Origin of the sequence: Spirosoma foliorum (assembly GCF_014117325.1) — a bacterium.
Classification (GTDB): domain Bacteria; phylum Bacteroidota; class Bacteroidia; order Cytophagales; family Spirosomataceae; genus Spirosoma; species Spirosoma foliorum.
The window spans coordinates 4858032-4882956 of sequence record NZ_CP059732.1 but is presented as its reverse complement, the minus strand read 5'-3'; the positions used below and the strand labels follow the sequence as shown (position 1 = coordinate 4882956).

Here is a 24925-nt window from a genome sequence, read left to right as displayed (position 1 = left end):
AACGATAAAGATCAGGTAAAGTTGGTGAAGTGAATAAGGCCTATTACGGCATTTACTTCACCAACTTTACCTGATCTTTGAGAAATTTTAGCAGTAGCTTCTCAATACCATCGAGGCCAAAAGGACTGGTTTGGCGAAATCGGGCTTTTTGTTTGATATATGGATTAAGATCCTGACATTCATAAGCCTCCAGAATTTGCGGATGAACATAATGTTTTCGGCAAACAGTGCGGGTGTTGCCTAATTGATGTGCCACTTCATCCAGCACCGTATTTACATTTTTCTTTAATTCTTTTTCCGTATCGCAAGGCTCCAATTCAACTAAAAGTCGTAAGGCATTGGCGGTGCCTGCCCAGGTGCGGAAGTCTTTCGCCGAAAAATCGTCGCCCATTGTTTCGTGCAGATACTCATTCACCATACCTGAGTCAATGGAATGGCGATTACCATCCTGATCGAAATATTGAAATAATTCTTTTCCAGGAATATCGCGGCAAGCTTTGACTAAGCGAGATAGTCGCTTATCGTGTAGTGTAATGTCGTGATAGATGCCTTTTTTACCTTTAAAACTAAACCGTGCTTCGCTGCCTTCGAGCTTGACATGCCTGTTTTTTAGCGTTGTCAGACCATAGGAACCATATTCTTTTTCATAGGCTGCATTACCTACCCTAATTAGGGTTTGTTCCATAACACTGAGCGCAATCGCAATTACTTTTTCGCGGGAAAGCGTCTTCACTTTTAAATCCTTGGCTAAACGTGCCCGCAGTAAAGGCAGTGCTTGCCCAAAAGCAACCATCCGAAAAAATTTTGTTTCGCTTCGAATCGCATTCCATTTTGTATGGTAGCGGTACTGCTTTCGATGTTTAGTATCGATACCAGTTGCCTGTAAATGGCCATTAGCCTTGGGGCTGATCCAGACGTCCTCCCAGGCAGGGGGTAGAGTCATGCTACGAATTCGGGCCAGGGTTTCTTCGTCCTCCAGTTTTTGGCCAGCAGGATCAACATACGTAAACTGACTGCCAGTTCGCTGGCGATGAATGCCCGGCATTGTATCATTCATATACACCAGCCGGGCGGCCTTAGCGACCAGGGCTGGACTATGCGCTAACTCCAATAAATTCACGTTCGTTGAGTCGTTTGATCTAGTTTATCCTTCCCGACATGGAAAGAATTGAGAAGGTAACTCGTCGTGATAGGGATTGGTTAAGCGGCTTGCTTTTTTCCTGATAAATAATTTTCAGACAATACCAACGCGCCAGTCTGCGGATTTTCCGAACAGCCATAACGCAATGGCTGTGGCATAATGGTAAAAATCGGTTGGGTGAACTAGCGAGTCAAAGGCTTCGGCTTTCGTGGCTAATCCCATCATCATAGCTGCCAATACCACCCAGAGGCCCCGTTTATTTCGCTGCATTAATGAAAAAACCGCTAGCAACATCAATACTAAAATGCCCATTGAGGGCACGATCGGTGTAAAAACACGCGCATTAGGAAATAGTAATCCGGTGAACAGTAGCAACCCAAAAAAAACAGTGGCTACGAATGTAATCAAGGAAAGAGTTTGGCGGTTCAATAAGGCATAGACGGCAGTTATAAGGCAGGCAACTCCCAGTGTATCAGATAGTAAAATCATAGACTGATGGAGTGGGCGCATGGATTCATTGCCTGTATAATAAAGCACCCCAATTAGGGCAGCCAGCGATGTTGTTAACAAAAATACCCCCCATAACAGGCGATTGAAGAGAGAAATGCGTCCGAAAAAGTGCAAAAACACCACGACGCCCGCTCCGGCCAGAATACAACCGGAAAGGATGTGCGAAAAAATCATCACGTAATTTACGAAGTTTCGGCTACTTTTGCCCAACTTTTAAAGACGTAAGACGAGTAAACCTAAGAATAAGAAGTGGTCAACCACAGAATCCTTTTTCTTTTGTCTATTTCTCTTTCCTCTTCATAACCGTATCGCCAACGATTTCTAAAACCTGTTATGTCTGTTTTAGTCAACAAAGATTCTAAAGTTATCGTCCAGGGCTTTACTGGCTCGGAAGGCAGTTTTCATGCCCAGCAGATGATCGAATATGGTACTAACGTTGTTGGGGGCGTAACACCTGGCAAAGGTGGCCAGACTCACCTCGACCGCCCTGTATTCAACACCGTTCAACAGGCTGTTGAGCAGGCAGGGGCCAACGTTTCCATTATTTTCGTACCGCCCGCTTTTGCTGCCGATGCTATTATGGAAGCTGCCGAAGCTGGTATCAAAGTAATCATTTGCATTACTGAAGGTATCCCAACGGAAGATATGGTAGCTGTAAAAAACTACCTGGCCGATAAAGATGTACGACTCATTGGGCCAAACTGCCCCGGTGTTATGACTGCCGAAGAATGTAAAGTAGGTATTATGCCTGGCTTCATCTTTAAGAAAGGTCGGATTGGGATCGTTTCTAAGTCTGGTACGCTGACGTATGAAGCCGTTGATCAGTTGACCAAAGCTGGCCTCGGGCAATCAACAGCTATTGGTATCGGGGGAGATCCAATCATTGGTACAACTACGAAACAGGCGGTTGAACTGCTCATGAATGATCCTGACACTGATGCGATTGTTATGATTGGTGAGATTGGTGGTGGTATGGAAGCCGAAGCCGCTCGCTGGATTAAGGCCGATGGCAACCGGAAACCCGTTGTTGGGTTTATTGCTGGACAAACTGCACCTAAAGGCCGTCGTATGGGTCACGCTGGTGCTATTGTTGGCGGTGCAGATGACACAGCTGCTGCTAAAATGGCGATTATGCAGGAATGTGGCATCCATGTAGTTGAGTCTCCAGCCCTCATTGGCGACACGATGCTGAAAGCGTTGGGCAAATAAAAGAGTTAGAGAGTGAAAGAGCGAAAGAGCGAAAGATATGTAATGAGCCAGGCAGCTATAGCTGTAATAACGCTCATTCACTCTTTGGCTCTTTCGCTCTTTTTTTTTATCTGCTGAGGCACAGCCTCGTACCAGCGGTATTGGTCCGGGTGGTAAGTATTATCCCGTTCACGATTTTCATAATGATTTTCAGATATATGACGAGCGTGCGAAAGCCTACGTGCCGTATATCAACGAATTACACGCCGATCAAACGGCATTGAGTGTTTATGTAGACCTGGAAAGCAACCGGCATTATAGTCTGGTGATGTCTACCCGACAAGATGGCTTTCTGTTTATCAACGCGGCTCTCAAACGAAAACTCCAGGCCGATCAGTGGCAGGTTTTGAGTATTGATAGTCTATACCGGGTTTATCGTCAACCAGAAATTTTCCTGACGATTTATGGTGCGCCTGGGCTCGATAATAAGCAGTTGTTTATTGGTTACCCTAAGTCGGCTACGCAGAAGCCGGTCGTATTAAACGATAATAACTTGAGCGTACGGCCCCGTGTTCGGACGATCTATGACAATTTCCTGAGTTTGGGTCTGCTGTTCTTATTAGCTACCCATGCGTTTTTATTTAGCTTCAATAGTCGGGCCTTTTACCGGTTTTATAGTTTACGAGATCTAGTCTCAATACGTTCACAAGATGATTCATTCCTCATTAATCGACCATTGAGCAGTACGAATACATTATTTGCCCTGAATTTAAGCTTTGTCATTGCTTACCTGATTGTTTTTGTACAAAGCCGTAACCTAGATGTTTTTGCATCCCGGGCTCTATTACCAGGAGAACAGCAATTGGGTTGGTTGGTGGGCGAGTTTTTTTTGCTGAGTGGCGTCGCTTTTTTAAGCCTGATTGGTAAGTACGTGGCTTTAGAAATAATGGGAGGGCTTTACAAATTGCAGGAGGTGGTGAATGTCCATTATTTTAAAATTCTACAGTCATCTCTGCTATTTTTCACCACGTTGACTCTCTTGCTGGCTATCATTGCCTATAACACATCGGCAACGACTTGGGCGCAAAATGCTATCTTGTTGCCATTGATTGTCTTCTATGCTGCCCGTTTAGCTCTCTTATACTTCGTCATACGTAGTGTTGATCCTATCAAGAATCTTTATTTATTTTCGTACCTTTGTATCGTTGAATTGATTCCACTCATCATCGGTTTGCGTTTTGCACTGTGATGGATGAGTTTTCAGCATCAGGAAGCTATTGACAGTTACTAAGTGCGTTCTATAACTGTTGACAGAAACTGTTGACTGCACTGACTATTGACCCGAGTAGAGATTCAATGAACGAGACTAGTATGCAATCCACAGAGGCCCGGCTTACGAAAGTAAACCGGATGTTAGTAACCCAATCCAGACCCGCCGACGAAAAATCTCCGTATTTTGATTTAGTTAGCAAGTACAATCTTCAAATTGACTTCAGACCCTTTATTCAAATTGAGGGCGTGTCGTTTAAGGATTTTCGGCGTCAGAAAATTAATATTCTTGCCCATACGGCAATTATTTTCACGAGCCGTAACGCTATCGACCACTTCTTTCGGATTTGCCAGGAAGGTCGGGTTGAAGTTCCCGCCGATATGAAATACTTCTGTATTTCGGAACAGACGGCCAATTATTTGCAGAAATACATTGTCATTCGGAAGCGTAAAATCTTTAACGGGACTAAAACGGCTACCGAACTGTTCGATCTGATTAAAAAGCATAAGAGCGAGAAATTTCTGTTCCCCTGCTCAAACATTCGGCGGAATGATATTCCCGAATTCATGGATACCAGTAGCCTGCATTTCACAGAAGCTGTTATGTATGAGACAGTTCCAACTGATTTGTCGGATCTGGATATCAAGAGCTACGATATTATCGCCTTTTTTAGCCCGTCGGGAGTTAGTTCGTTATTAAGCAATTTCCCAGATTTTAATCAAAATGGAACGCGGTTGGCAGCTTTCGGTCCAACCACTGCCAAAGCGATTACAGAAGCTGGATTAACCCTCGATATTGAGGCTCCATTGCCGAACGCACCCTCTATGACAGGTGCCTTAGATTTGTATCTGAAAAAGGCTAACAATTGATAAACGATTGTTGTTATATAAAACTAAATGCCGGAACCGAGAAATAACCTCAATTCCGGCATTTAGCCGTTATTTACGGGCCAATAATTTGTCTTTACACGCGTTTAGTTGTAAACTGTGATATTGTTTAACAGAACGCTGTGATTGTTGATCAATTGCCGTTCTGAATTTCGCTTAGGCTGTATGATTCGCACATTTTACGTTTACGCCTTATTACTACTGGCCATTGCTGCTCAAACTGCCCGGGCGCAACAAGACCCCCAGTTCAGTTTATACATGTATAATCCGCTGTATTACAATCCGGCAGCGGCAGGGTCGGAGGGCGTGTCACGATTGCAGATCACACAGCGAACGCAGTACCTAGGTTACCAGACTGCTGGTAATGGCGATGGTAGTGCTGCACAAAGTACTCAGTTACTGTCGTTTAATATGCCATTGGCAAGCATTAAGAGCGGTATTGGTATCTATGCACTGAACGATAAATACGGCCCTTCTATTAATCAGGCTGTGCAAGTATCTTATGCGTATCGCTTAGCCCTGAAAAACGGTACATTGGCATTAGGGGTACAAGCGGGCATGTTTAACCGGGGGTTTGACTTTGGCCAATTTCGGGCCACAGACCCAAATGATCCATTAATTCCAACCGGACGCATTAACCAGTTTAAACCTGATATTAGTGCAGGCGTTTATTACAACACAACCGACTATTGGTTAGGTGTCAGCGTTTCTCACCTGAATAAAGCCACCTATAGCTATGTGACTGACCGCTCGCTTGATCCGTCTGAACCTAAAGCATACTTATCCGCTGGGTATCGACTTGGACTGGGTTATAACATTGATATTCAGCCATCCGTGTTAGTTCAGTATAGTACACTTCAAGGAGTCCGTGGATCGGTAGCGACAGTTAATTTAGTCGGAACCTATGACAATCGAATTTGGGCTGGCGTCGGTTATCGATTGAAGGATGCCTTGATGGCTACCGTTGGGATAAATTTAATGCGTAATAATGCACTACGCGTTGGATATTCGCTGGATATTGTAACAAGTGGCGCTCAAATAAAAAGTCCAACGTCGCATGAACTTATATTGGGTTATGCCTTGCCAGCACCCGATGCCCGCAAAAAACCTATTGTGAGAACTCCGCGTTTTCGCTATTAATTTTAGACCAATCGCTAGCTTAATTTTTGCCATTAAGACCATTTTGGCAATATTCTTGTTAGGCTGTTTGCAACTGGTCGCTTATTTTTGGGGAATAGGTTGATTTGAGGTCAAACGAGTTTTTCCAAATAGAACCGGAATTGAGTAAGAATACTGATAGAAAATAATTCTGAACCCGGTTTAACATACAATAACCAAACAGATTTTCGTTTTTAGTCTGGTCTCGCACAAGAAGAAGAAGAAAAGGTCTACGATGATGAAGTATAACTGGTTAACAGTCAACGCAACCCGGGTAGTGATGGTCGCAGCAGTGGTACTGCTAATGCAAGGTTGTGGCTTTCTGAAGTCAAAATTTGGCGGCAAAGGCGGCAAAGGAGGAGAAGTAGGCGTTACAAATGGAGAAATTACCGCCACTGGACGGAAAGGTTGGAAACAACCCACTCCCTATGGTATGGTTCTCATTCCATCAGGTTCGTTTATTATGGGTCAAGCCGACGAGGATGTGGCAGCTACCCAAATTAACATGAACCGTCAGGTGACGATCAGTTCTTTCTACATGGATGATGCTGAAATTTCCAACCATGAATATCGGCAGTACGTCAATGCATTATTGGCTGATTCGGTATCGACATTGGGTGAAGAAGAAATTATGGCTAAGTTTTATCCAGATACCACTGTTTGGAAAAACGACTTTACTTACCACAATGGTGATCCTATGCTGGAACACTATTACGCTCACCCGGCTTTTGATACCTACCCAGTTGTGGGTGTGAGTTGGATTGCAGCAAAGCATTTCTGTAAGTGGCGTACCAACACCCTCGACGACTTCCGGAATAAAGAAGGTGGGTATCGTTCATTTGGATTCCGCCTGCCATCAGAAGCAGAGTGGGAATGGGCAGCACGTGGTGGCAAAAGTGGGGCTAAATATCCTTGGGGTAACCCATACGTAGCCAACGGCAAAGGTTGCTATCTGGCTAACTTTAAACCACAGCGTGGTAATTTTGATGCCGATGGCTATCCTTACACCGCTCCAGCAAATGCCTATAGCGCCAACGATTATGGTCTATATAATATGGCTGGTAACGTTGCCGAATGGTGTCGTGATGCTTATGCCGATAATACAAACGCTATCGTTTGGGATATGAACCCCGACAACCAGAATGCTGATGAACCTCGCAAAGTGGTTCGTGGTGGTTCCTGGAAAGATATTGCTTACTATCTCGAAACGGGTACTCGTTATTATGAATATGAAGACCAGAAGCGTTCTTACATTGGCTTCCGTTGTGTAATGGATAATCTGGAAGGGCGTACTGCATCGGCTCGTGGTGGTAAGGTAGGAGGAAGCAGCAAGAGTAAAAGCAGCAAAAAGTCAGCTAAAAAAGTATAACTAAGTCAATTACCTATTCCATCCAATAATCGCTTATCATGGCAGCAGAAAAATCCACGAGTTTCTTTTGGGATCGTTTAGTACCAACTATTTATAGTGCTGGGGCAGCCGTCGTTATTTTCGGAGCCTGGGCTAAAATCACGCACAACGAGCAGTTTGGCTTTATGCTTACGCTCGGTCTGCTAACCGAAGTAGTTATTTTTGCCTTATACGCAGTACAAAGTTTTACAATGCCAGCTACAGCTGGTGATGGATATGCCTGGGAAAAAGTTTATCCTGAACTAGCTGATGATTTTAAAGGTGAAGCCCGTAAACCAGCTCCACAAGCAAATGGTCTGACTGGTAATATGGACCAGATGTTAGCGCAAGCTAAAGTAACTCCTGACGTATTTGAACGGTTGGGTACTGGTTTCCGAAGCCTGAACGAAACAGTAACGAAAATCAAGGATCTTACCGACGCAACCGTTGCTACAAATGATTACGCTAAGAGCGTAAAATCGGCATCGACTTCGATTTCTGAAATGAATAAGTCGTATGGTACAGCTATTACGGCTATGAATTCAATGGCCGATGCGACTACTGATGCGAAAGATTATCGTGATCAATTCCAGAAGGTAACTAAAAATATGGGTGCCTTGAACGCAGTTTATGAGCTGGAATTGCAGGATACAAACAAGCACTTGAAAGCAATGAACGCCTTCTACGGTAGCTTAACCGCAGCTATGGAAAACATGAGTGATGCCAGCCGTGACACACAGCAGTTTAAAAATGAACTGGCTAAATTGACCGGTAACTTAGCATCTCTTAACAATGTATACGGTAGCATGTTGACAGCTATGCGTGGCAACGGCAAATAAATTGGTTTACGCTATTATTCACAAACCAGTACTGGTTTGTGAATAATAGTAATGTAGACTTTTCTCTTCTTACACGATAACCGCTAAAGCGGACTGTTCCACATTTTTTTATTCTCACTACCATAGTTTATGGCAGGCACAAAAGAGACACCCCGTCAGAAGATGATCGGGATGATGTATCTGGTTTTGACCGCTTTATTGGCTCTCCAAGTCACGTCGGCCATTCTGGAAAAATTCGTTTTAATTAATAACAGCTTAGAGCAGTCTACAGGTGCCGTTGGTAAAATTAACCAGGGTACATTTGATAATATTCGGGCTACTGTCGAAAAATCAGGTAATCGCGCTACTGATCTCGTTATTGTTAAACAAGCTGACGAAGTGCGGAAGCTAACAGCAGACGTAATTTCTGAAATTGACAAACTTAAGGAGCAATTAGTAGAGGCTGGCGGTGGCCGTGATGAATCGGGTAATATTAAAAACCTGAGTGAAGAGGAAAAAGTAGCCCAGCTCATGATCGGTACAAACCGAAATGGAGCAGCTTTTAAACTGAAAGATCAGTTGAATGGCTATGTTGAAAACCTTTCGAAGTATTCAGGTGCGAAGTACAGCCCAATGGCACTCGACGGCAAAGACGATCCAATTGCCAGCAATTCGCCTGATCAAAAAAGAAAGGATTTTGCTGAACTGAATTTTGCTCAAACACCAGTACCTGCAGCGTTGGCGGTTTTAAGTCAGAAGCAAGCCGACGTACGTCGAGTTGAAGGTGAAGTACTTGATGCGCTGGCTAGTAAAGTTGGTGCACAGGATGTTAAATTCGACAAAATCATTGCCATGCTTAGCATGGATTCGAAAGTTGTTGTAGCGGGTACAAAGTTTAAAGGTCAAATGTTTTTGGCGGCCTCGTCATCTGGTATTCAGCCTCGTATGAGTCTGAATGGTGGTGCAGTTCGTATGCAGGATGGTCAGGGTATTGTTGAGTTTACCGCTCAGGGGGGTTCTTATGATAAGAACGGATTAGCTCGTCGCGTGTTAACAGGCTCAATTGCTTATCAGACCCCGGCTGGTTTAAAAACGGTTCCGTTGTCGGCGGAGTATTTCGTAGCGAAACCTTCTTACCAAATCGAAACAGGTACATTGCCTCCTTTATACCTCGGTTGTGCCAATAAATTGAGTATCCAAAGCCCTCAATTAGGTGCTTTATGGAACCCAAATATAAGTGCAGATGGCGCGTCTGTTATTGCATCTGGTGAAAAAGGTAAGGTAACTGTAGTGCCAAGCTCAGCAAACGTTGCGTTAAATATTAGCAATAGCGGTAGCCTGCTAGGAACTGAACATTTCAAGGTGACGAAAGTACCACGTCCGAGCATACAAGTATCTGTTGGTGGCACGCCTGCAACGGACCCACGTGGTGTTCCTGTATCATCGGCACGTAGTGTGAAGATTCAAGCTGTTTCCGATCCGAGTTTTGCCGCTTTCTCACCCGACGATGCTAACTTCCGTACTACAGGAGCAACAATATCGCTGGTACGTGGCACAAAACGGGTTAAGTTTACCAAAACAGGAGCAGGTGGTGGATCAATCAGTGATCTAGCTGCTGAAGCTCAGCCTGGTGACCGCCTGATTATTGAAATTGATGGTGTTCAGCGCCGGAATTTCCGGGGTGAAATCAGTGATGTCCCAATGGGAAGTCTGTTGTCACAGGTTTCTCTTTATTAACGTACTAAAGTGGTTTACTGGTCGTTACATTTACAAGTTGGACAATAAATAAAGCCATGACACAAATTAAAACGATACGATTTGCTGGTGTGCTGGCGGTAGCAGCGCTGGCGTTGGCAGGGGAGAATGCCTTGGCTCAGGAAAAGGCGAACAGTGCTGTGAATGCAAATTCGGTTCGTGGAATTAACGAGAATGATATTATGATGAAGAAGACCCTTTGGCGTCGGATTGACCTAAAGGAGAAACAGAATCAGTCGATGTTCTCGAAGAATAACGAAATCTCGAAGTATTTGATGGAAGCTGTGAAAGCTGGTCTTATTGACGCCTACACAAGCGATTCATGTACGACGAAAATATCTCCTGAGAAATTTCACGAGAACCTGTTGATTCCAAATACAGGTGGTGGCTTGTCGAAAGAAGAGATTGCTGCAGGTTTTACCGAAGAAGGTAAAGGTAAAAGCGATGGCTGGGATGCCCCTAAAAAGGACGACAAGAAAAAAGCTGACGATGGTTGGGGTGCTCCTAAAAAAGCCGCTGAACCAGCAGATGATGGCTGGGGTGCTCCTAAGAAAAAATCGGCGATAGTTAAAGGAAAAGGAAAGAAAGGTAAAACTACTGTTCCAGCTCCTGTTGTAGAACCGAAGAAAGATACGGTAGCAGTTGCGCAAGCACCCGTTCTTTCTGGTGATGAATATTTTCCAAAAGAGTTGAATATCCTGGAAATTAAAGAAGACTGGATTTTTGACCGAAAACGTTCTCGTCTGTATTACGATATTCAGACTGTAACACTTCTGCTTCCTGCGGATAAGAATACAGCTGGTTACGAGAAGCCTATCGCTTCGTTCAAGTACAAGGATTTAGACAAGCTGTTCCGTAGTGATCCTAAGAAGTTTATCTGGTATAACCCACAAAATCAGGCACAGCATAAAAATCTTGCCGATGCCTTTGATCTCCGGTTATTCTATGGTCGGATTACGAAAGTAGCTAACCCAGGTGATACTGATTTAGTTGGTATGTATGGTGATCGGGAAGGTTTGCTGAAATCGTATCAAACCGAATACGAATTGATGGAAACTGAGCATAGTCTCTGGGAATACTAATAAGGCATAAAAAAAAAGCGGCTTAAAAGCCGCTTTTTTTTTATGCCTTATTAGTTCGCTCTCGCAATTGCTAGCCGTTCTGAATGATATCGAAGTATTCTTTGAGCTTTGTCGCCCGGTCTTTTCCAACCACTTCGGCCACTTCATCAAAGGATGCTTCTCGAATTTTAGTCACGCCTTTAAAGTGTTTCAGGAGTTTAGCTGCTGTTTTTTTGCCGACTCCTTCTACATTTTCCAGTTCACTAATTAAGCTATTTCGGCTGCGTTTATCCCGGTGATAGGTAATGGCAAATCGGTGGGCTTCGTCACGAATGCGCTGTATGAGCTTGAGTGACTCCGATTTCTTATCAATGTAAAGCGGCAGGTTATCTTCGGGGAAATAGATTTCCTCTAACCGTTTGGCAATACCGATAATGGGCACCTTTCCATATAAGTCCAGGGCTTTCAATGCATCGCAGGCAGCACTCAATTGGCCTTTACCACCATCAATTACGATAAGGTCTGGCATGTCGGTGCCTTCGGTCAGTACACGAGTATATCGACGGGTAACAACTTCATACATACTGGCAAAGTCGTTAGGGCCGACAACAGTTTGAATAGAAAAATGCCTGTATTCCCGATTGGCTGGTTTGCCACCTATGAAACACACCATAGCCGAAACCGGATTTGTACCTTGGATATTGGAGTTATCGAAGCACTCAATGCGATTAGGCAGCGTTTTTAACTGCAAATCCTGCTTCAAACGAATCAGTACACGATCCTTTTTACTAGCGCTGGCTGTTGCTTCTGCGGCTGCTCGCTCCTGCCGTTCACGCCGGAAATACAACACGTTTTTCAAAGACATGTCCAGCAACTTCTTCTTATCACCAATTTGGGGGACGGTCACTTCTGCTTTCAGATCTACATCAAGCGGAATGTTTGAGATAATCTCTTTCGCCTGACTACCGTACTGCTCTCGGAACTCAATGATCATCATGGCCAATAGATCAGGGTCAGTTTCGTCGAGTTTCTTTTTGACTTCAACCGTATGCGTTTGAACGATAGTCCCATTCACGACCTTCATGAAATTGATGTAAGCTGAAACTTCATCAGAGGCTATCGAAAATACATCGGCGTCAGCAATCTTGGGGTTTACAACGGTTGATTTGCTCTGGAATCGTTGCAGAACGTCCATTTTCTCCTTGTATTTCTGAGCTTGCTCAAACGCTAACTCGTTGGCCGCTTCAACCATGCGCCCCTTGAAATACTCCTGAGCCGGTTTCAGATTTCCTTTTAAAATGTGATGGACCTGCTCAATGTCATTGTTATAATCAGGTTCGCTTTGTTTGCCCTCACAAGGCCCTTTACAGTTGCCAATATGATATTCTAGACAAACTTTATATTTACCCGCTTCGATATTTTCCTGAGCTAGGTTGAAGTTGCATGTACGAATAGTAAATAACTGGCTGAACATATCCAGCACAGTATACATTGGCTTCAGGTTGGCAAACGGGCCATAAAAGGTGCCTAATTTGCGGTCAATACGCCTAGTTGTCATAACTCGTGGAAAATGCTCATTCGTGACGCAAACAAAAGGGTACGTTTTATCATCACGCAGCAAAATGTTGAATTTCGGCTGGTATCGTTTAATGAGCTGATTTTCGAGTAAGAGCGCGTCAAATTCAGTGTGGACTATTGTAAATTCGATCTTACGGATTTGGCTAACCAGCCGCAAAGTTTTACGATCATGCCCTTTTGAGTTCGTGAAATAGCTACTTACACGATTTTTCAGGTCTTTGGCTTTACCTACATAAATCACCTCGCCCGTCGCATCAAAATAGCGGTAAACCCCAGGTTCGTGGGGCACTTTTGTTAATTCTTTTTTATAGTCAAAATCGGGCATACTGCAGGTAGACCAAGCGGGTCAAGCGTTAATCTTATGGCGTCTTCGACCGAGATGGCCGGTATTACAAAACAATCAAAATCAGTGAAAGGTTGCTTCAAATTTACCTACTAAAAAGGCCAGCAATGGGCTGGCCTTTTTAGTATTACTGTAGAATTTCATCTTCATCTTCCGGCACCACTTTGGGTGGAATATACCGTTGAGAAGAGTCAATATGATAGCCCCCACAATCAATTTTGAAGTTATTGGGTTTGCGGAATGGCTCTGGCCGATAATTTGTCAGCGTGGGGTCTTTATAAATTTTCTGCATGTATACTGCCCAGGCTGGCATAGCTACCCGACCACCCTGGCCTAGTTCAATATTTCGGAAGTGAATGGAACGGTCATCGCCACCTACCCATAATCCAGACACTAGATGTTGCGTCATACCCATAAACCAGCCATCTGAATAATTGGAGGTTGTTCCGGTTTTGGCCGCAATTTCATTGCCACCTTCCAATAGCTTGTACTGAGTTTCTAAGCGTTTAGCCGTGCCATTAGGCTCTTCAACAGCTCCCCGCATCAGGTGAAGCATTTCGTAAGCTCTGTTGGCACTGATAACTTGTTTGGCATCAGGCGTAAAGTCTTTTAACACATTGCCATTCTTATCCTGAATCTGTACCAGCATCATTGGCCGGACACGCATACCCCCATTAGCGAAGGCACAGTAAGCCGACACCATTTCGTAAACAGATACGTCGCTGGTGCCCAGACAAAGCGTTGGGTCGGCTCGTAAATCTTTACTTTCAATGCCCATTTCATGCGCATATTTTATGACCTCTTCCGACCTGGTTTTCTTAATCAACTGAGCACTAACCGTATTGATCGACTGACCTAGTGCTTCTCGTAGCGATAAACTCTGGTAGCTGTATTTGCCGTTCGAATTTTTGGGTGTCCAGGCTGGGCCATTGTTGTTGTCTTCGCCATGAGCGAATGTAGTAGGCTGATCAACTAGATGGCTACAGGGCGTAACAAAACCTTGATCCATAGCGGTTAGGTAAATAAATGGCTTAAACGTTGAACCAGGTTGGCGACGGCTCTGGCGAACGTGATCGAACTTCATGTGTTTGAAACTCACCCCACCTACCCAGGCCTTCACATAGCCATTACGAGGGTCCATCGACATGAATCCTGTATTGAGTAGCCGTTTGTAGTAGCGAATGGAATCGAGCGGACTCATGGTCGTATCTTTCTCATTCCGTTTACCTCCGTACACAAATACTTTCATCTTGATGGGCTTTCGCATATCACGCCAGATGGCCTGATCATCTGTCCCATAGAGCGCTTTAAGCTGTTTATAGCGCGTTGTTCGTTTGGCCCGATCTTCAATGAAACCCGGTATCTCAATATATTTTTTGGTACGATCGTCTTTTTTTACCCAAGGGTTTCGACCGCGCCAGTGTTCATAAAATTTCTTCTGCTGGTCACGCATGTTGGTCATCACGGCTTCTTCAGCATAAGCCTGCATACGCGAATCGATGGTCGTGAAAATTTTTAACCCGCTTGTATAAAGATCAAGCTCAGCACCGGGATTCTCTTCATTATACTGTCGAATCCACCGTTTAATGTCGTCCTTAATGACCGACCGGAAATAGGCCGCCATACCAGTGTTCTGATTTTCAACACTGAAATCAAGTTTCAGCGGTTTATTTTTATAAGTGAAATACTGCTCGTCGCTCAGAAACTTGTATTTTTTCATCTGGCTTAACACAACATTTCGACGATCTCTTGTGCGTTCTTCAGACAGACGCGGGTTATAAAATGTTGGGTTTTTAAGCATACCAACCAGCATTGCCGCTTCTTCGACGTTAAGATTCCAGGGCTCTTTACTGAAATAGGTTTTAGCCGCCGTCTTGATTCCATAGGTGTTGTTCCCAAAAGACACCGTATTGAGGTACATCATCATGACCTCTTGTTTGGTGTAATTGCGTTCCAACCTAACCGCCAGAATCCACTCCTTGGTTTTCGCAATGACAAGGCCAATAATTGGCACATTCCCCAATACCCCACGAAGTTCTTCCTGTCGGGTATCGAAAAGATTTTTCGCTGTCTGTTGCGTGAGTGTACTGCCACCACCTGAACTGGATGCGTCTTTGAACGTGAGAAATCCACCTATTGCCCGAAAAAGCGAGCGAGGATCAATGCCTGAGTGCTTGATAAAGCGGGCATCTTCTGTGGCTAGCAGCGCCGATGTAACGTTAGGAGATACTTGAGAAATTTCAATAAGCGTCCGGTTCTCAACATAGTATTTACCCAGCAATTGATGATCGGCTGTATAAACTTCAGAGGCCTCTTCGCTTTTTGGGTTTTCAAGCGCTTTTAAGCTTGGCATACCACCAAAGAGCCATAGAAAGTTATAACTAACCGCTAAAACATATAAAATCAGCAGAACGATGCTGAGCAATGAGTATCGCCAAAGATTTCGAATTATAGTTCGGTAGGTTCCGGGGGCAAATTCAATCATTGTTAAATTCCTAGATTTATGGTTTTCGGTTTACAGTTTTCGCTAGTGTGCTTGTGATAATTGTAGGCCGAAAACCATAAACCGAAGACCTACTTTATTTTCGTTTCGCTGTTGCCTGATCAGCAGCAGTTTGCATTTCTTTTACGCGGGGGAGTAACTGACTGCCTGGGTAATCACGCACAAATTCATTTAAGGCCTGACGGTAAGCGTCCACATTCTGAACCTTGCCAATTAACATAACTCGTAACAAAGCCAATTTGTCTTCTAACTGCGTACCGGCCATGCCACTCATGGCTGTTTCGGCACGTGCTAATGCTTCCGTTGGATTCGTCTTATACAATTCATAAATGGCTGTATAGGTCTTGAGGGCCTGTGCTTCTGAATCGGTTGTGTGAGCAGCCGCTTTACCTGTTAGACGCGCATAAGAGGTATTTGGATACTCGGCCAGCAATTTATCTTTCCAGGAGGAAGCTTTCCCTAGCTGCTCATTTGAAAGATAAAGTAGATAATATACCTCTGGTTTTTGTAATGTGTTTGGATAGCGAGTTAACAACTGCTCGAATGTCGGAATGGCATCGGCAGGCTGGTTTAATTGAAATTTGTAAAGCTTTCCTAATTTGTAAAGCGCATTTTCAATTCGTTGATTGGCCGCCGTCTGTGCTTCTTTTGTAAACGGAATTTTGGCCATCATGGCATCCTTCTTCGCCTTCCGGCCAGCGGCTGGACTGGTTAAATCAGCGACAGGACCTGATACATCCGCAGTCGATAAGGTGGCGTTTGGGTTTACCGAATTAGCCGGCGAAGCCCCCGAAACAGGACTATTAACGCCCGCTACAGCTTCGGATGACTCTTTATTACTACGTCGCCAGTTATCTTCTAAAGGACGGTTGCCCCAACGAGATGTAAATTCCTGCCTTCCCTGACTTAAGTTAACCGGATTATAGAGAATCCAGCGTTCGCCAGGCTGTAAATTAGAGTTTGTAGCGCCGGGTACAGAATTAATATTGCCATTGGTAGCCTTATCGATAATTTGCTTTGCCAGATCAGCCTGTGCTTTGTCTGCTTTTTCTTGCTTTGCAATTACGTCATTCAACTGTTTATCAAGTGCTGCAGGATCGAGTTGGGCCAAGTGGAGCAAGCTGTCGTCGGTTCGGATGGTTATTTGATAGAGAACAAACTCATCCAATGTCTTTTTACGATTCAGGAGCGTAGCATAATCGGGGGATTGTTTGGGTAATAGGGCCAATGCACTATCATAGTACATTTTTGCATGAGTGTAGTCGGCTTTCTTTTCAAAATACAGCTTGCCAATTTCCAGATATGTGTAAGGTACTTGCTGAGTATTTGAACCAGCTGCCTGAATAGACTGACTATAGAGTTTGATTGCTTTATCAGTTCGGCCGCTGCGGGCTTCGAGCAAACCCATTGTGAAGTAAATTTTATCTTTCAGATCTGCATTTTTATGATCCTTAAGCAATTCTTCAAATGTCTCGTTTGACTGAGCCATTCGTTTTTGGTCGCCTGTCAGGCCATTACTTTGAATGGCGTAGAGGTTTGCATAAAACGACTGATCGTAGGTTGGTCTTGATTTGAGTACCTTTCTATAGTGGTCAACGGCTTTTGCAGGCTGGCCGATCAGATCATACAATTGCCCTGCAATCAAATGTAGTCGGGCGGTAACTTCCCCTTTTTTCAAGACTGGAAAGGTGGCATCCAGAATACCAACTGCGGTTGCATATTCCCCTTGTCGTTCATGTAAGTAGGCTTTTGTTAGATAAAAGTCGCGGGTGTTGATTTTATTGAGAGGCTGATTTCGCAAATACTCGGCTACGTTCAGCGCATTCGTATAGTCGCTCGCTTCAGTGTAGGCTCGCATTAAACCAACTAAGGCCGTGTGCTTATCGTCCTCATTGGTTCCTTTGGTATTCACATATTTGAATACCTCTATCGCGTTCGGCAAGTCTTGTTTTAACAGCCGCGCCCGGCCAATGAGTATATATGCGTTATCGAGCCATTTGCTATTTTGATGACGTTCGGGAATAAGCGAAGCCTTTTTTATTGCATCATCTAGCTGTGGTTTTACCGATAGTGTCTGTATAGAATCGATCGGTAATAGAATGGGTAATAACTGGCTGTAGTTTTCCTGCCTCTTTTTAAAGAGTTCCTGCTCTGCCTGGGCAATTTCATCGCGGGCAATTACGTAGGCATTAAAATGAGCTGTCAGGTTATGATACCCTTTGCTGACGGGCTTGGTGCTATATTGCGAACATGAATTCAGCCCAACGGTCAGTGTCGTAAGGACCGTATAGAACAGGAAGAGGTGATGACGAAAATAGCGGGACATTCGAAAATAACACGTGGTCACTCGTATTAAAACGTTTCATAGTGGTTAGGCAATATGGAACGTTAGGCCAAATTAACGAATTTTGTACGGCATATTGTATTTCAGCGCGAATTCTATGGAAAACGAACCTGAGCAACCCAACCTTAAGCCTTCTGGAAGTAGTGATCCACTAAAGAAAGCGACTGAAAAAACAACGTCGTTTGTTCAGTTCAGTGGCATCGCCTTTCAAATGTTAGGAACGATCGGCCTCGGCGTATGGGCAGGTATGAAACTAGATGCCTGGCAGCAAAACCGTCGACCTATCTGGACTATTGCATTATCTCTAACGGCTATCGGCGCTTCACTTTATTTATTTATCCGCCAGTTGACAAAAAGATAGTCAATTCCTGGCTTGAGGATGAGATGACTATAGGAAAATGTACCTTTGTGAAGATTTTAAGTATAATTGATTTAGGTTATTTATGATAACAAGAAAGTTGATTAATCTGATTTTCTTCAACTAGCTTAATTTATTCAATGAGTACTGCCCAAATTATTTACGAACAATATAAAGTTTTGCCCAAGCGAGTTCGGCAAGAATTAAAGAAACTAATTATCAGTGAGGATGAAGAAGAGAAACCTTTATCACTGATGGAAGAAATAGAAGAAAGCTTGAAACAGGTGAAGCTGATTCGGGACGGAAAACTACCTCGTAGAACGTTCGCCGACCTCAAGCAAGAGATGAAAGATGGCGAATAGAGTAACGCTAACGACTTATTTTGAGAGCCGATACAAAAGACTGGTAAAGAAATTTGTATCATTGGAAAGTGAGCTAGATGACCTCATTGAAACTATTTCAGAAACCCCAAAAACTGGCGAGCCGCTTGGATCAGGGCTTTATAAAGTTCGATTAGCCAGTAAGAGTAAAGGCAAAGGGAAAAGTGGCGGTTTTCGGGTAATTACCTATCTACTCACTGAAGCCGAAGAAGGAATAGATATTTATCTGATTACGATCTACGATAAATCGGAAGAGAGTAGTATAAAGAAAGATGTCTTACTCAAAATCGTAGAAACCTTGTTCGGCGAGTAAGTTTTATCCTCTCTGTATTTCTCCGCTTATTCCTGCCTCATGCTTCGTACATTCTTATTTACCATCATATTAGCAATTGTATTTTTCATAGCCGAACGATATTCGGTTTCTCCCTGGTTGCACCCTGACTGGAAAATTATACTTGGCTTTTTTCTAAGCGTCTCAATTCTAACTCAACGGCTGGTAGAGACTGGTTTACAAGACAATCGGGAGCGACTCATCCCGCTTTACCTTGCCGCAACGGTTGCCCGTTTAATACTCGGACTAGCCTTTGTTGGTTTTTTTCTATTCCGCCATATTGAGCAACGCCGAGCCTTCGTTTTGGACTTTCTTGTACTATATATATGTTACACGGGCTTTGAGATTTGGACGCTTACTCGTAACTTGCGACGCGATTCGTAAAAAGGATCTGTCACATCATATGATGCGTTCGTCAATTAAGAAGTTATTAGTAGCAACGGCTCTCATTTTGAGTTCGTTAGTAGGCGCTCAGGCGCAGGAGCATAGTCAGGAGGGCGAAGCACACGCCCAACACGAAGGCAAAGCCGCCGAACATAAAGGGAAATTTAATGTAGGTGAAATGATTATGCACCACATTAAAGACGATCATGGTTGGGAGTTTGCACACGGTGTTACTTTGCATTTACCCGTAATTTTGTACTCGAAAGATCGGGGTCTGGAAGTTTTCTCATCATCACGGCTGGCTCATGGCGAAGTATACGAAGGGTACAAGAATGAGCATGGCAAAATTCATCGTGTAGATGCAGAAGGCAAGGTTGATCACGAAGCGAAATTCTACAACTTCTCAATCACCAAAAACGTAGCGTCCCTACTGTTGAGTGCCGTTATTATGATCCTGGTGTTTTCGGCAGTTAGCAGTGGCTACAAAAAGAATAAAGGCAAAGCTCCAAAAGGTATTCAGTCGTTTTTGGAACCTATCATTTTGTTCGTTCGGGACGAAATCGCCAAACCAAGCATTGGTCCTAAATACACAAAGTTTCTGCCTTATCTGCTGACGTTATTCTTCTTCATTCTGATCAACAACCTGCTGGGTCTGCTACCCGGTGCAGCTAACCTGACGGGTAACATTGCTGTTACGTTGGTGCTGTCTGTAATCACCTTCCTGATCGTTACGTTCAGTGGCAACAAGCATTACTGGCTGCACATTCTGAAGCCAACGGGTGTTCCGGTTCTTTTGCTGCCCATTATGATTCCGGTTGAGATTGTAGGCGTATTCATGAAGCCATTATCGCTCATGATCCGGTTGTTCGCTAACATCACCGCTGGTCACATCATCATCCTGAGTTTGTTAGGTCTGATTTTCATGGCCAATCACATGGGTGGTATGGGAACCAGCATTGCTATCAGCCCAGTTGTCCTGTTTTTTACCCTGTTTTTGAATTTAATCGAATTATTGGTGGCGTTTCTACAAGCGTTCATCTTCACACTGCTGACGGCTATGTACATCGGTAGTGCGGTAGAAGAACACCATGAAGCTGACCACGGTATCGGTTACGAAGGCGCAGAAGCGCACTGATTTACGAAGGTCGCATTACTAATTACGATGTGTTGGTAAATCGTACCTCGTAAATCGTAAATCAATACGCAATCTTTTGTTTCACTAATAAATCTGTTTGAAGGTTATGTTCGCAATGTTGTTTTCTATGCTGTTAGAAGCTACGGGTAGTGTTTCGGTTATGGGTGCTGCTATTGGCGCTGGTCTGGCTGCTATCGGTGCTGGTCTTGGTATCGGTAAAATTGGTGGTAGTGCAATGGAAGGTATCGCTCGTCAGCCAGAAGCGGCTGGTCGTATCCAAACTGCCATGCTGATCATCGCAGCTCTGATCGAGGCCGTTGCTCTGTTCGCAGCCGTTATTTGTCTTCTGGTTGCTACAGCTTAATTGGGCTGAGCGCCACAGACGTTACCTTTGAGTAGGCTGGTTGCATTAGGCACTGGCTCCACTGCTCACCAAATTCTCAGAAAATGTTCGCCCGTTTGGGTTTGCCGATGGGCGAACATTCTCTAACAAAAGATTGAATTGAGTTACGATTTACGATTTACAATTTACGAGATAGGTAGAGAGTAAGGGTAGTCGTGACCGTAAAAATATTGTAAATCACACATCGTAAAACGTAAATCTATGGATTTGCTTACTCCCGATCTCGGTCTTTTATTCTGGCAGGTGGTAGTGTTCCTCGGCCTGTTTTTGATTCTTCGTGCATTTGCCTGGAAACCTATTACGGAAAGCCTGAACGAGCGCGAAAACAACATTCAAAGTGCGCTTGATCTGGCCGAAAAAACTCGCCTGGAAATGACAGCACTGAAAGCTGATAACGAAAAATTGTTGGCTCAAGCTCGCTCGGAGCGGGAAGCAATTCTGCGCGGTGCTAAAGAAACTGCTGATAAAATGCTCGCCGATTCTCGTGATAAAGCGGAGTCGGAAGGCAAACGGATTCTGGAGCAAGCTCGTGAATCGATGCAGAACGAACGTCAGGCGTTGGTGATGCAAATGAAAAAAGAAGTTGTTACGCTGTCGCTTGATATTGCTGAGAAAGTTCTTCGGAAAGAACTTAGTGATAAATCAGCACAGGAGAAACTGGTGAGCGATCTGGTTGCCAATTCACGCTTAAACTAATTCGATTATGGCAGTTGCTACTGTAGCCGCTCGCTATGCTAAATCGTTATTGGATTTGGCTCGGGAAAAAGGCTTGATTGAGACCATGTATAAAGACATGGTCTTCTTTAAAAACACATTGGCGGGTAGTCGGCCATTGTTGCTCATGTTGAAGAACCCGATCGTTCGGGCTGAAAAGAAAAACGCTGTTTTGAAAGCCGTTTTCGCTAGCCGCGTCGATCCGGTCACGATGTCATTTTTTGAAATCATCGCGAAGAAAAATCGTGAGCCTATCATGGACGCGATCGCCGACGAGTTCATCAACCAATACGATCGCCTGAAAGGTGTTGATCGGGCAACCGTTATTACCACTGTTCCCCTTACCGAAGAACTGCGGACTAAGTTCAAAGCAATGGTTATGAAAACGACGGGTAGTAAATTGGTTGAATTAGAAGAAAAAATCGATTCTCGTCTGATTGGAGGCTACGTTTTACGCGTTGGCGACCAGCAGATTGATGGTTCTATCCGCAGCCAGCTGAACGAACTACGGTTGCAGTTTCTGAACTAAAGGATAAATTCATTGCCTACTTAAAAGCGCCGATTCTGCTGAAGAATCGGCGCTTTTGTTTACCACCATTTTTCATATCCTTCAACTGGTTTCCAACTTGATTTAGGCTCAAAATAGTGCCAGAGTATTGACGACACCGTACGCAATAAGGAATATCCTTCATTGGTGCGCTCCCAGCTTTCGTCTTTTTGATTCTTCGTTATAACACAGTATACGTACTCACCATGCGGAGCGTGAACAAACACAACCTCTGACCGAGATTGATTGACGGCCCCATTTTTACAGGCTGTTTTTATATCGGGTGGAATCTGCGACAACCCATCGTTATCCCAAAATTGACGCCCTAAATTCCGATACATTTCTTCGCTGGCATCCGGACTTATGGCTTTTCCCTGACGAATGTAGGTGAGTAATTCGGCCATTTCTCGCGGAGTGGTTTGCCCCCAGCCATACTGCGTGCGGTTCCCTTCCCGGCCTGGAGTTCGAGAGTTGACACGAGTTTGATGAAAACCACTCGTTTCGAGCCAATTATTGATTGCCGTTCCTCCGCCAGCCAGTGCCTGGCACCATAAACTTCCGGTATTATCGCTGACGGTTTCCATCAGCATGACTACTTTGTTAAGGCTAATCTTAGTACCGTCTTTTAGGGAACCCACAATGCCGTCGTCGTAGTGTAGCGAGTCTTTGTAGGTTAATTCCTGATCATACGCTAACTCACCTTTGTGAATTTTGTCGAACAGGCCGCATTGGATCGGAATTTTGATCATGCTGGCCGTGGGAAATAGCGTATCAGCATTAATAGCGACAGTTTTACCTGTGCGAAGATTCCGCACATATATACCTACATCTCCCCGAAAATTGGCGAGAGCAGCCATAAGTTTTCGTTCCAGAGCGACATCGTTTCGTGCTGATGGCTGGCAGTTGGCTATGAGCGTATGTAGAGTAAATAATAGATAGAGGACGATAAGGCGCATTAGCGTTGAATGGGTTTGACCAATTTAAAGTGCGTTTTTTGAAAGGATTCGCGTTCGTAAAATCGAACGGTATCCAGCCGTTTTTGATTAGTGGTTACTTCCAGATTAACAAGATTCTCGCGAATTGCCAGCGCATCTAATGCCGAGACAAGCTCATGTCCGATACGCTGATTCCGGAGATCGGGCCGAACGTATAATTCCTGAATTTCGCCCACTTTTCCACAGTGATGAAGTAAATACTGCACATGACAACTAATGAAGCCAATTACATCACCTTGCTGCTCCGCTACCAGATAATGTATAGATGGATTCGCCAGATTTTGTTGGTAAACCATTCCGAAAGCTGCCCGCTCCAGTATGGTTTCTTCTAAATCGCATAAAAAACTATAAACGATTGGCTCATCGGTTGAGGCAGCAGTTCTGATTTGTATCAAATTTGCGAAAGTAGATTGGGGCGTCACTGTAATTTATAGAGATGCATGTGGCTACGAAAATGCCTGTTCAAGTTCAGCATTTTTCAGATTGCACATTGAATTTCTTATGAACAAAATCATCGCACTCATTTTTAGCGGTTTGCTGATCGCCTGTTCTACTCGAAAAACCGCATCGACCAACGAACAAGTCACCTCTGCCGATTCAATTTCCCAAGTTCCTACAACGAATATGTACGCTAACGACCGACAGTTTTTACAAGAGCACCATTCCGATTTAGTTGAATTAGCATTAGGAGAAGCCCGCGCCCTAATTTGCCCCGCCTATCAGGGACGGGTAATGACGACGACGGCCGATGGGCAAGCCAGTTATGGATGGATCAACTACGAACTGATTAAATCCGGCAAACTTCTGCCACACATGAATGCGTTTGGGGGCGAAGACCGTTTCTGGTTAGGGCCTGAAGGTGGACAATATGCGCTTTATTTTAAAAAAGGCGATCCGTTTGATGGTGACCACTGGCAAACACCAGCAGCCATCGACTCTGAACCGTTCGAAATCGTTAGCACCACCAAAACAATAGCCACCTTTTCCAAAAATGTATCGCTGGTTAATTATTCGGGAACGCAATTCGATATCGGTATTGAACGAACGATCAAGCTCTTAGATAAATCGGAAATTGAACGGCAATTGGCTATTGCTACCGATTCGTTAAAAGCGGTTGGCATTCAGTCGGACAATGTTATTACAAACAAAGGGAAAAAGGCTTGGGAAGCTCAAACCGGAATGCCGTCAATCTGGATTTTGGGGATGATGAATGCGTCGCCCGAGTCCATGATTATCGTGCCCTATCGGGAAGGGGATGGGCAACCCGTTAATGATGCGTATTTCGGGAAAGTACCCGCTGATCGATTACAGATGGGGAAAACGGCTGCGCAGTTTAAAGCTGATGCAAAGTACCGTAGTAAAATTGGCGTTTCGCCTGCCCGGGCTACGAATTGGATTGGTAGCTATGACTCCGCCACGAAAACATTAACACTGGTCACCTACGATTTTGACCTGAATGATCGACAGTATGTCAACTCTGCCTGGGAACACCAAAAAGATCCCTATTCTGGCGATGTACTTAACGCATATAACGATGGTCCTATGAAGCCAGGGCAACCGCAGATGGGGCATTTTTACGAGCTAGAATCCTCATCGCCAGCGGCTAATCTGGCTCCCGGCTCGAAACGCCAGCATCGACACACAACGTTTCACCTTCAGGGCTCGGAACAGCAACTAAATCAACTCGCACTACGACTATTGCATACCGACTTAGCGTCGATAAACTGATGAGTTT

The 24925-nt window shown here is 44.3% G+C and carries 24 protein-coding genes; 17 read left to right on the top strand and 7 right to left on the bottom strand.

Annotated elements, in window-relative coordinates; translation table 11 throughout:
* Nucleotides 1–52 precede the first annotated feature (52 nt).
* Both H3H32_RS20800 and H3H32_RS20795 read right to left on the bottom strand, forming a co-directional pair.
* Nucleotides 53–1120: a DNA topoisomerase IB gene (locus H3H32_RS20800; protein WP_182457561.1), complete on the bottom strand. Its 1068-nt coding sequence runs from the start codon at nucleotides 1118–1120 to the stop codon at nucleotides 53–55.
* A gap of 114 nt (nucleotides 1121–1234) precedes the next feature.
* Nucleotides 1235–1825: a hypothetical protein gene (locus tag H3H32_RS20795; protein ID WP_182457560.1), complete on the bottom strand. Its 591-nt coding sequence runs from the start codon at nucleotides 1823–1825 to the stop codon at nucleotides 1235–1237.
* Nucleotides 1826–1984: 159 nt separating this feature from the next.
* On the opposite strand from H3H32_RS20795, the gene sucD reads away from it, so the two are divergent.
* The 8 genes from sucD (at nucleotide 1985) to porN (ending at nucleotide 11196) form a co-directional block, all read left to right on the top strand.
* On the top strand, nucleotides 1985–2860 hold the full coding sequence (gene sucD / locus H3H32_RS20790) for a succinate--CoA ligase subunit alpha (RefSeq protein ID WP_182457559.1): 876 nt from the start codon (nucleotides 1985–1987) through the stop codon (nucleotides 2858–2860).
* A 220-nt stretch (nucleotides 2861–3080) separates the two neighbouring features.
* Nucleotides 3081–4088, top strand: coding sequence for a DUF4271 domain-containing protein (locus tag H3H32_RS20785; protein WP_240543434.1), 1008 nt, complete (start codon nucleotides 3081–3083; stop codon nucleotides 4086–4088).
* Between the two features lie 107 nt (nucleotides 4089–4195).
* Nucleotides 4196–4978, top strand: a complete 783-nt coding sequence (locus tag H3H32_RS20780; protein ID WP_182457558.1) for a uroporphyrinogen-III synthase — start codon at nucleotides 4196–4198, stop codon at nucleotides 4976–4978.
* Nucleotides 4979–5161: 183 nt separating this feature from the next.
* Entirely contained in the window at nucleotides 5162–6136 is a 975-nt protein-coding gene (locus H3H32_RS20775) for a PorP/SprF family type IX secretion system membrane protein (protein WP_182457557.1), read from the top strand.
* A gap of 253 nt (nucleotides 6137–6389) precedes the next feature.
* Complete coding sequence (gene porK, locus H3H32_RS20770; RefSeq protein ID WP_182457556.1) at nucleotides 6390–7523, top strand: T9SS ring complex lipoprotein PorK/GldK; 1134 nt, start codon at nucleotides 6390–6392, stop codon at nucleotides 7521–7523.
* Between the two features lie 38 nt (nucleotides 7524–7561).
* On the top strand, nucleotides 7562–8380 hold the full coding sequence (gene porL / locus H3H32_RS20765; protein WP_182457555.1) for a type IX secretion system motor protein PorL/GldL: 819 nt from the start codon (nucleotides 7562–7564) through the stop codon (nucleotides 8378–8380).
* A gap of 129 nt (nucleotides 8381–8509) precedes the next feature.
* On the top strand, nucleotides 8510–10096 hold the full coding sequence (porM, locus tag H3H32_RS20760; protein ID WP_182457554.1) for a type IX secretion system motor protein PorM/GldM: 1587 nt from the start codon (nucleotides 8510–8512) through the stop codon (nucleotides 10094–10096).
* 56 nt (nucleotides 10097–10152) lie between these two features.
* Nucleotides 10153–11196, top strand: a complete 1044-nt coding sequence (porN, locus tag H3H32_RS20755) for a type IX secretion system ring subunit PorN/GldN (protein ID WP_182457553.1) — start codon at nucleotides 10153–10155, stop codon at nucleotides 11194–11196.
* A gap of 70 nt (nucleotides 11197–11266) precedes the next feature.
* Here the strand turns inward: porN and uvrC are convergent, their stop codons facing one another.
* The 3 genes from uvrC to porW form a co-directional block, all read right to left on the bottom strand.
* Nucleotides 11267–13078, bottom strand: coding sequence for an excinuclease ABC subunit UvrC (gene uvrC, locus H3H32_RS20750; protein WP_182457552.1), 1812 nt, complete (start codon nucleotides 13076–13078; stop codon nucleotides 11267–11269).
* Nucleotides 13079–13223: 145 nt separating this feature from the next.
* Nucleotides 13224–15581: a penicillin-binding protein 1A gene (locus H3H32_RS20745; protein ID WP_182457551.1), complete on the bottom strand. Its 2358-nt coding sequence runs from the start codon at nucleotides 15579–15581 to the stop codon at nucleotides 13224–13226.
* 94 nt (nucleotides 15582–15675) lie between these two features.
* Nucleotides 15676–17925 carry a type IX secretion system periplasmic lipoprotein PorW/SprE gene (gene porW / locus H3H32_RS20740; RefSeq protein ID WP_182457550.1) on the bottom strand — a complete coding sequence of 750 codons (2250 nt, stop codon included), beginning with the start codon at nucleotides 17923–17925 and terminating at the stop codon, nucleotides 15676–15678.
* Between the two features lie 115 nt (nucleotides 17926–18040).
* Here porW and H3H32_RS20735 point away from each other — a divergent pair, with 115 nt between their 5' ends.
* The 8 genes from H3H32_RS20735 to atpH all read left to right on the top strand — a co-directional run bounded on the left by H3H32_RS20735 (nucleotide 18041) and on the right by atpH (nucleotide 22177).
* Nucleotides 18041–18304: an AtpZ/AtpI family protein gene (locus tag H3H32_RS20735; protein ID WP_182457549.1), complete on the top strand. Its 264-nt coding sequence runs from the start codon at nucleotides 18041–18043 to the stop codon at nucleotides 18302–18304.
* 137 nt (nucleotides 18305–18441) lie between these two features.
* On the top strand, nucleotides 18442–18663 hold the full coding sequence (locus H3H32_RS20730; protein ID WP_182457548.1) for a hypothetical protein: 222 nt from the start codon (nucleotides 18442–18444) through the stop codon (nucleotides 18661–18663).
* Nucleotides 18653–18994 carry a type II toxin-antitoxin system RelE/ParE family toxin gene (locus tag H3H32_RS20725; RefSeq protein WP_182457547.1) on the top strand — a complete coding sequence of 114 codons (342 nt, stop codon included), beginning with the start codon at nucleotides 18653–18655 and terminating at the stop codon, nucleotides 18992–18994. Before H3H32_RS20730 ends, H3H32_RS20725 begins: the two co-directional genes overlap by 11 nt.
* 39 nt (nucleotides 18995–19033) lie before the next feature.
* Nucleotides 19034–19396 carry a hypothetical protein gene (locus tag H3H32_RS20720; protein WP_182457546.1) on the top strand — a complete coding sequence of 121 codons (363 nt, stop codon included), beginning with the start codon at nucleotides 19034–19036 and terminating at the stop codon, nucleotides 19394–19396.
* 19 nt (nucleotides 19397–19415) lie between these two features.
* Nucleotides 19416–20531: a F0F1 ATP synthase subunit A gene (gene atpB, locus H3H32_RS20715; RefSeq protein WP_182457545.1), complete on the top strand. Its 1116-nt coding sequence runs from the start codon at nucleotides 19416–19418 to the stop codon at nucleotides 20529–20531.
* A gap of 106 nt (nucleotides 20532–20637) precedes the next feature.
* Nucleotides 20638–20895, top strand: a complete 258-nt coding sequence (gene atpE / locus H3H32_RS20710) for an ATP synthase F0 subunit C (protein ID WP_082111625.1) — start codon at nucleotides 20638–20640, stop codon at nucleotides 20893–20895.
* A 240-nt stretch (nucleotides 20896–21135) separates the two neighbouring features.
* On the top strand, nucleotides 21136–21630 hold the full coding sequence (gene atpF / locus H3H32_RS20705; RefSeq protein ID WP_182457544.1) for a F0F1 ATP synthase subunit B: 495 nt from the start codon (nucleotides 21136–21138) through the stop codon (nucleotides 21628–21630).
* A gap of 7 nt (nucleotides 21631–21637) precedes the next feature.
* Nucleotides 21638–22177 carry an ATP synthase F1 subunit delta gene (gene atpH, locus H3H32_RS20700; RefSeq protein ID WP_182457543.1) on the top strand — a complete coding sequence of 180 codons (540 nt, stop codon included), beginning with the start codon at nucleotides 21638–21640 and terminating at the stop codon, nucleotides 22175–22177.
* Nucleotides 22178–22236: 59 nt separating this feature from the next.
* Here atpH and H3H32_RS20695 read toward each other — a convergent pair whose 3' ends face one another.
* Together H3H32_RS20695 and H3H32_RS20690 are read right to left on the bottom strand one after the other, a co-directional pair.
* Nucleotides 22237–23151 (bottom strand): serine hydrolase, encoded by a 915-nt coding sequence (locus H3H32_RS20695; protein ID WP_182457542.1) that lies wholly within the window; start codon nucleotides 23149–23151, stop codon nucleotides 22237–22239.
* Nucleotides 23151–23585 carry a GNAT family N-acetyltransferase gene (locus H3H32_RS20690; RefSeq protein ID WP_240543433.1) on the bottom strand — a complete coding sequence of 145 codons (435 nt, stop codon included), beginning with the start codon at nucleotides 23583–23585 and terminating at the stop codon, nucleotides 23151–23153. Before H3H32_RS20690 ends, H3H32_RS20695 begins: the two co-directional genes overlap by 1 nt.
* Nucleotides 23586–23691: 106 nt before the next feature.
* On the opposite strand from H3H32_RS20690, the gene H3H32_RS20685 reads away from it, so the two are divergent.
* Nucleotides 23692–24918, top strand: a complete 1227-nt coding sequence (locus tag H3H32_RS20685; RefSeq protein ID WP_182457540.1) for a DUF6786 family protein — start codon at nucleotides 23692–23694, stop codon at nucleotides 24916–24918.
* Nucleotides 24919–24925 lie beyond the last annotated feature (7 nt).

Bases quoted from the DNA above. Each gene is read 5' to 3' on its own strand.
- H3H32_RS20795 (WP_182457560.1), bottom strand. From the start codon at position 1,825: ATGATTTTTTCGCACATCCTTTCCGGTTGTATTCTGGCCGGAGCGGGC.
- sucD (WP_182457559.1), top strand. From the start codon at position 1,985: ATGTCTGTTTTAGTCAACAAAGATTCTAAAGTTATCGTCCAGGGCTTT.
- H3H32_RS20780 (WP_182457558.1), top strand. From the start codon at position 4,196: ATGAACGAGACTAGTATGCAATCCACAGAGGCCCGGCTTACGAAAGTA.
- H3H32_RS20775 (WP_182457557.1), top strand. From the start codon at position 5,162: ATGATTCGCACATTTTACGTTTACGCCTTATTACTACTGGCCATTGCT.
- porK (WP_182457556.1), top strand. From the start codon at position 6,390: ATGATGAAGTATAACTGGTTAACAGTCAACGCAACCCGGGTAGTGATG.
- porL (WP_182457555.1), top strand. From the start codon at position 7,562: ATGGCAGCAGAAAAATCCACGAGTTTCTTTTGGGATCGTTTAGTACCA.
- porM (WP_182457554.1), top strand. From the start codon at position 8,510: ATGGCAGGCACAAAAGAGACACCCCGTCAGAAGATGATCGGGATGATG.
- porN (WP_182457553.1), top strand. From the start codon at position 10,153: ATGACACAAATTAAAACGATACGATTTGCTGGTGTGCTGGCGGTAGCA.
- uvrC (WP_182457552.1), bottom strand. From the start codon at position 13,078: ATGCCCGATTTTGACTATAAAAAAGAATTAACAAAAGTGCCCCACGAA.
- H3H32_RS20745 (WP_182457551.1), bottom strand. From the start codon at position 15,581: ATGATTGAATTTGCCCCCGGAACCTACCGAACTATAATTCGAAATCTT.
- porW (WP_182457550.1), bottom strand. From the start codon at position 17,925: ATGTCCCGCTATTTTCGTCATCACCTCTTCCTGTTCTATACGGTCCTT.
- H3H32_RS20735 (WP_182457549.1), top strand. From the start codon at position 18,041: ATGGAAAACGAACCTGAGCAACCCAACCTTAAGCCTTCTGGAAGTAGT.
- H3H32_RS20730 (WP_182457548.1), top strand. From the start codon at position 18,442: ATGAGTACTGCCCAAATTATTTACGAACAATATAAAGTTTTGCCCAAG.
- H3H32_RS20725 (WP_182457547.1), top strand. From the start codon at position 18,653: ATGGCGAATAGAGTAACGCTAACGACTTATTTTGAGAGCCGATACAAA.
- H3H32_RS20720 (WP_182457546.1), top strand. From the start codon at position 19,034: ATGCTTCGTACATTCTTATTTACCATCATATTAGCAATTGTATTTTTC.
- atpB (WP_182457545.1), top strand. From the start codon at position 19,416: ATGATGCGTTCGTCAATTAAGAAGTTATTAGTAGCAACGGCTCTCATT.
- atpE (WP_082111625.1), top strand. From the start codon at position 20,638: ATGTTCGCAATGTTGTTTTCTATGCTGTTAGAAGCTACGGGTAGTGTT.
- atpF (WP_182457544.1), top strand. From the start codon at position 21,136: ATGGATTTGCTTACTCCCGATCTCGGTCTTTTATTCTGGCAGGTGGTA.
- atpH (WP_182457543.1), top strand. From the start codon at position 21,638: ATGGCAGTTGCTACTGTAGCCGCTCGCTATGCTAAATCGTTATTGGAT.
- H3H32_RS20695 (WP_182457542.1), bottom strand. From the start codon at position 23,151: ATGCGCCTTATCGTCCTCTATCTATTATTTACTCTACATACGCTCATA.
- H3H32_RS20685 (WP_182457540.1), top strand. From the start codon at position 23,692: ATGAACAAAATCATCGCACTCATTTTTAGCGGTTTGCTGATCGCCTGT.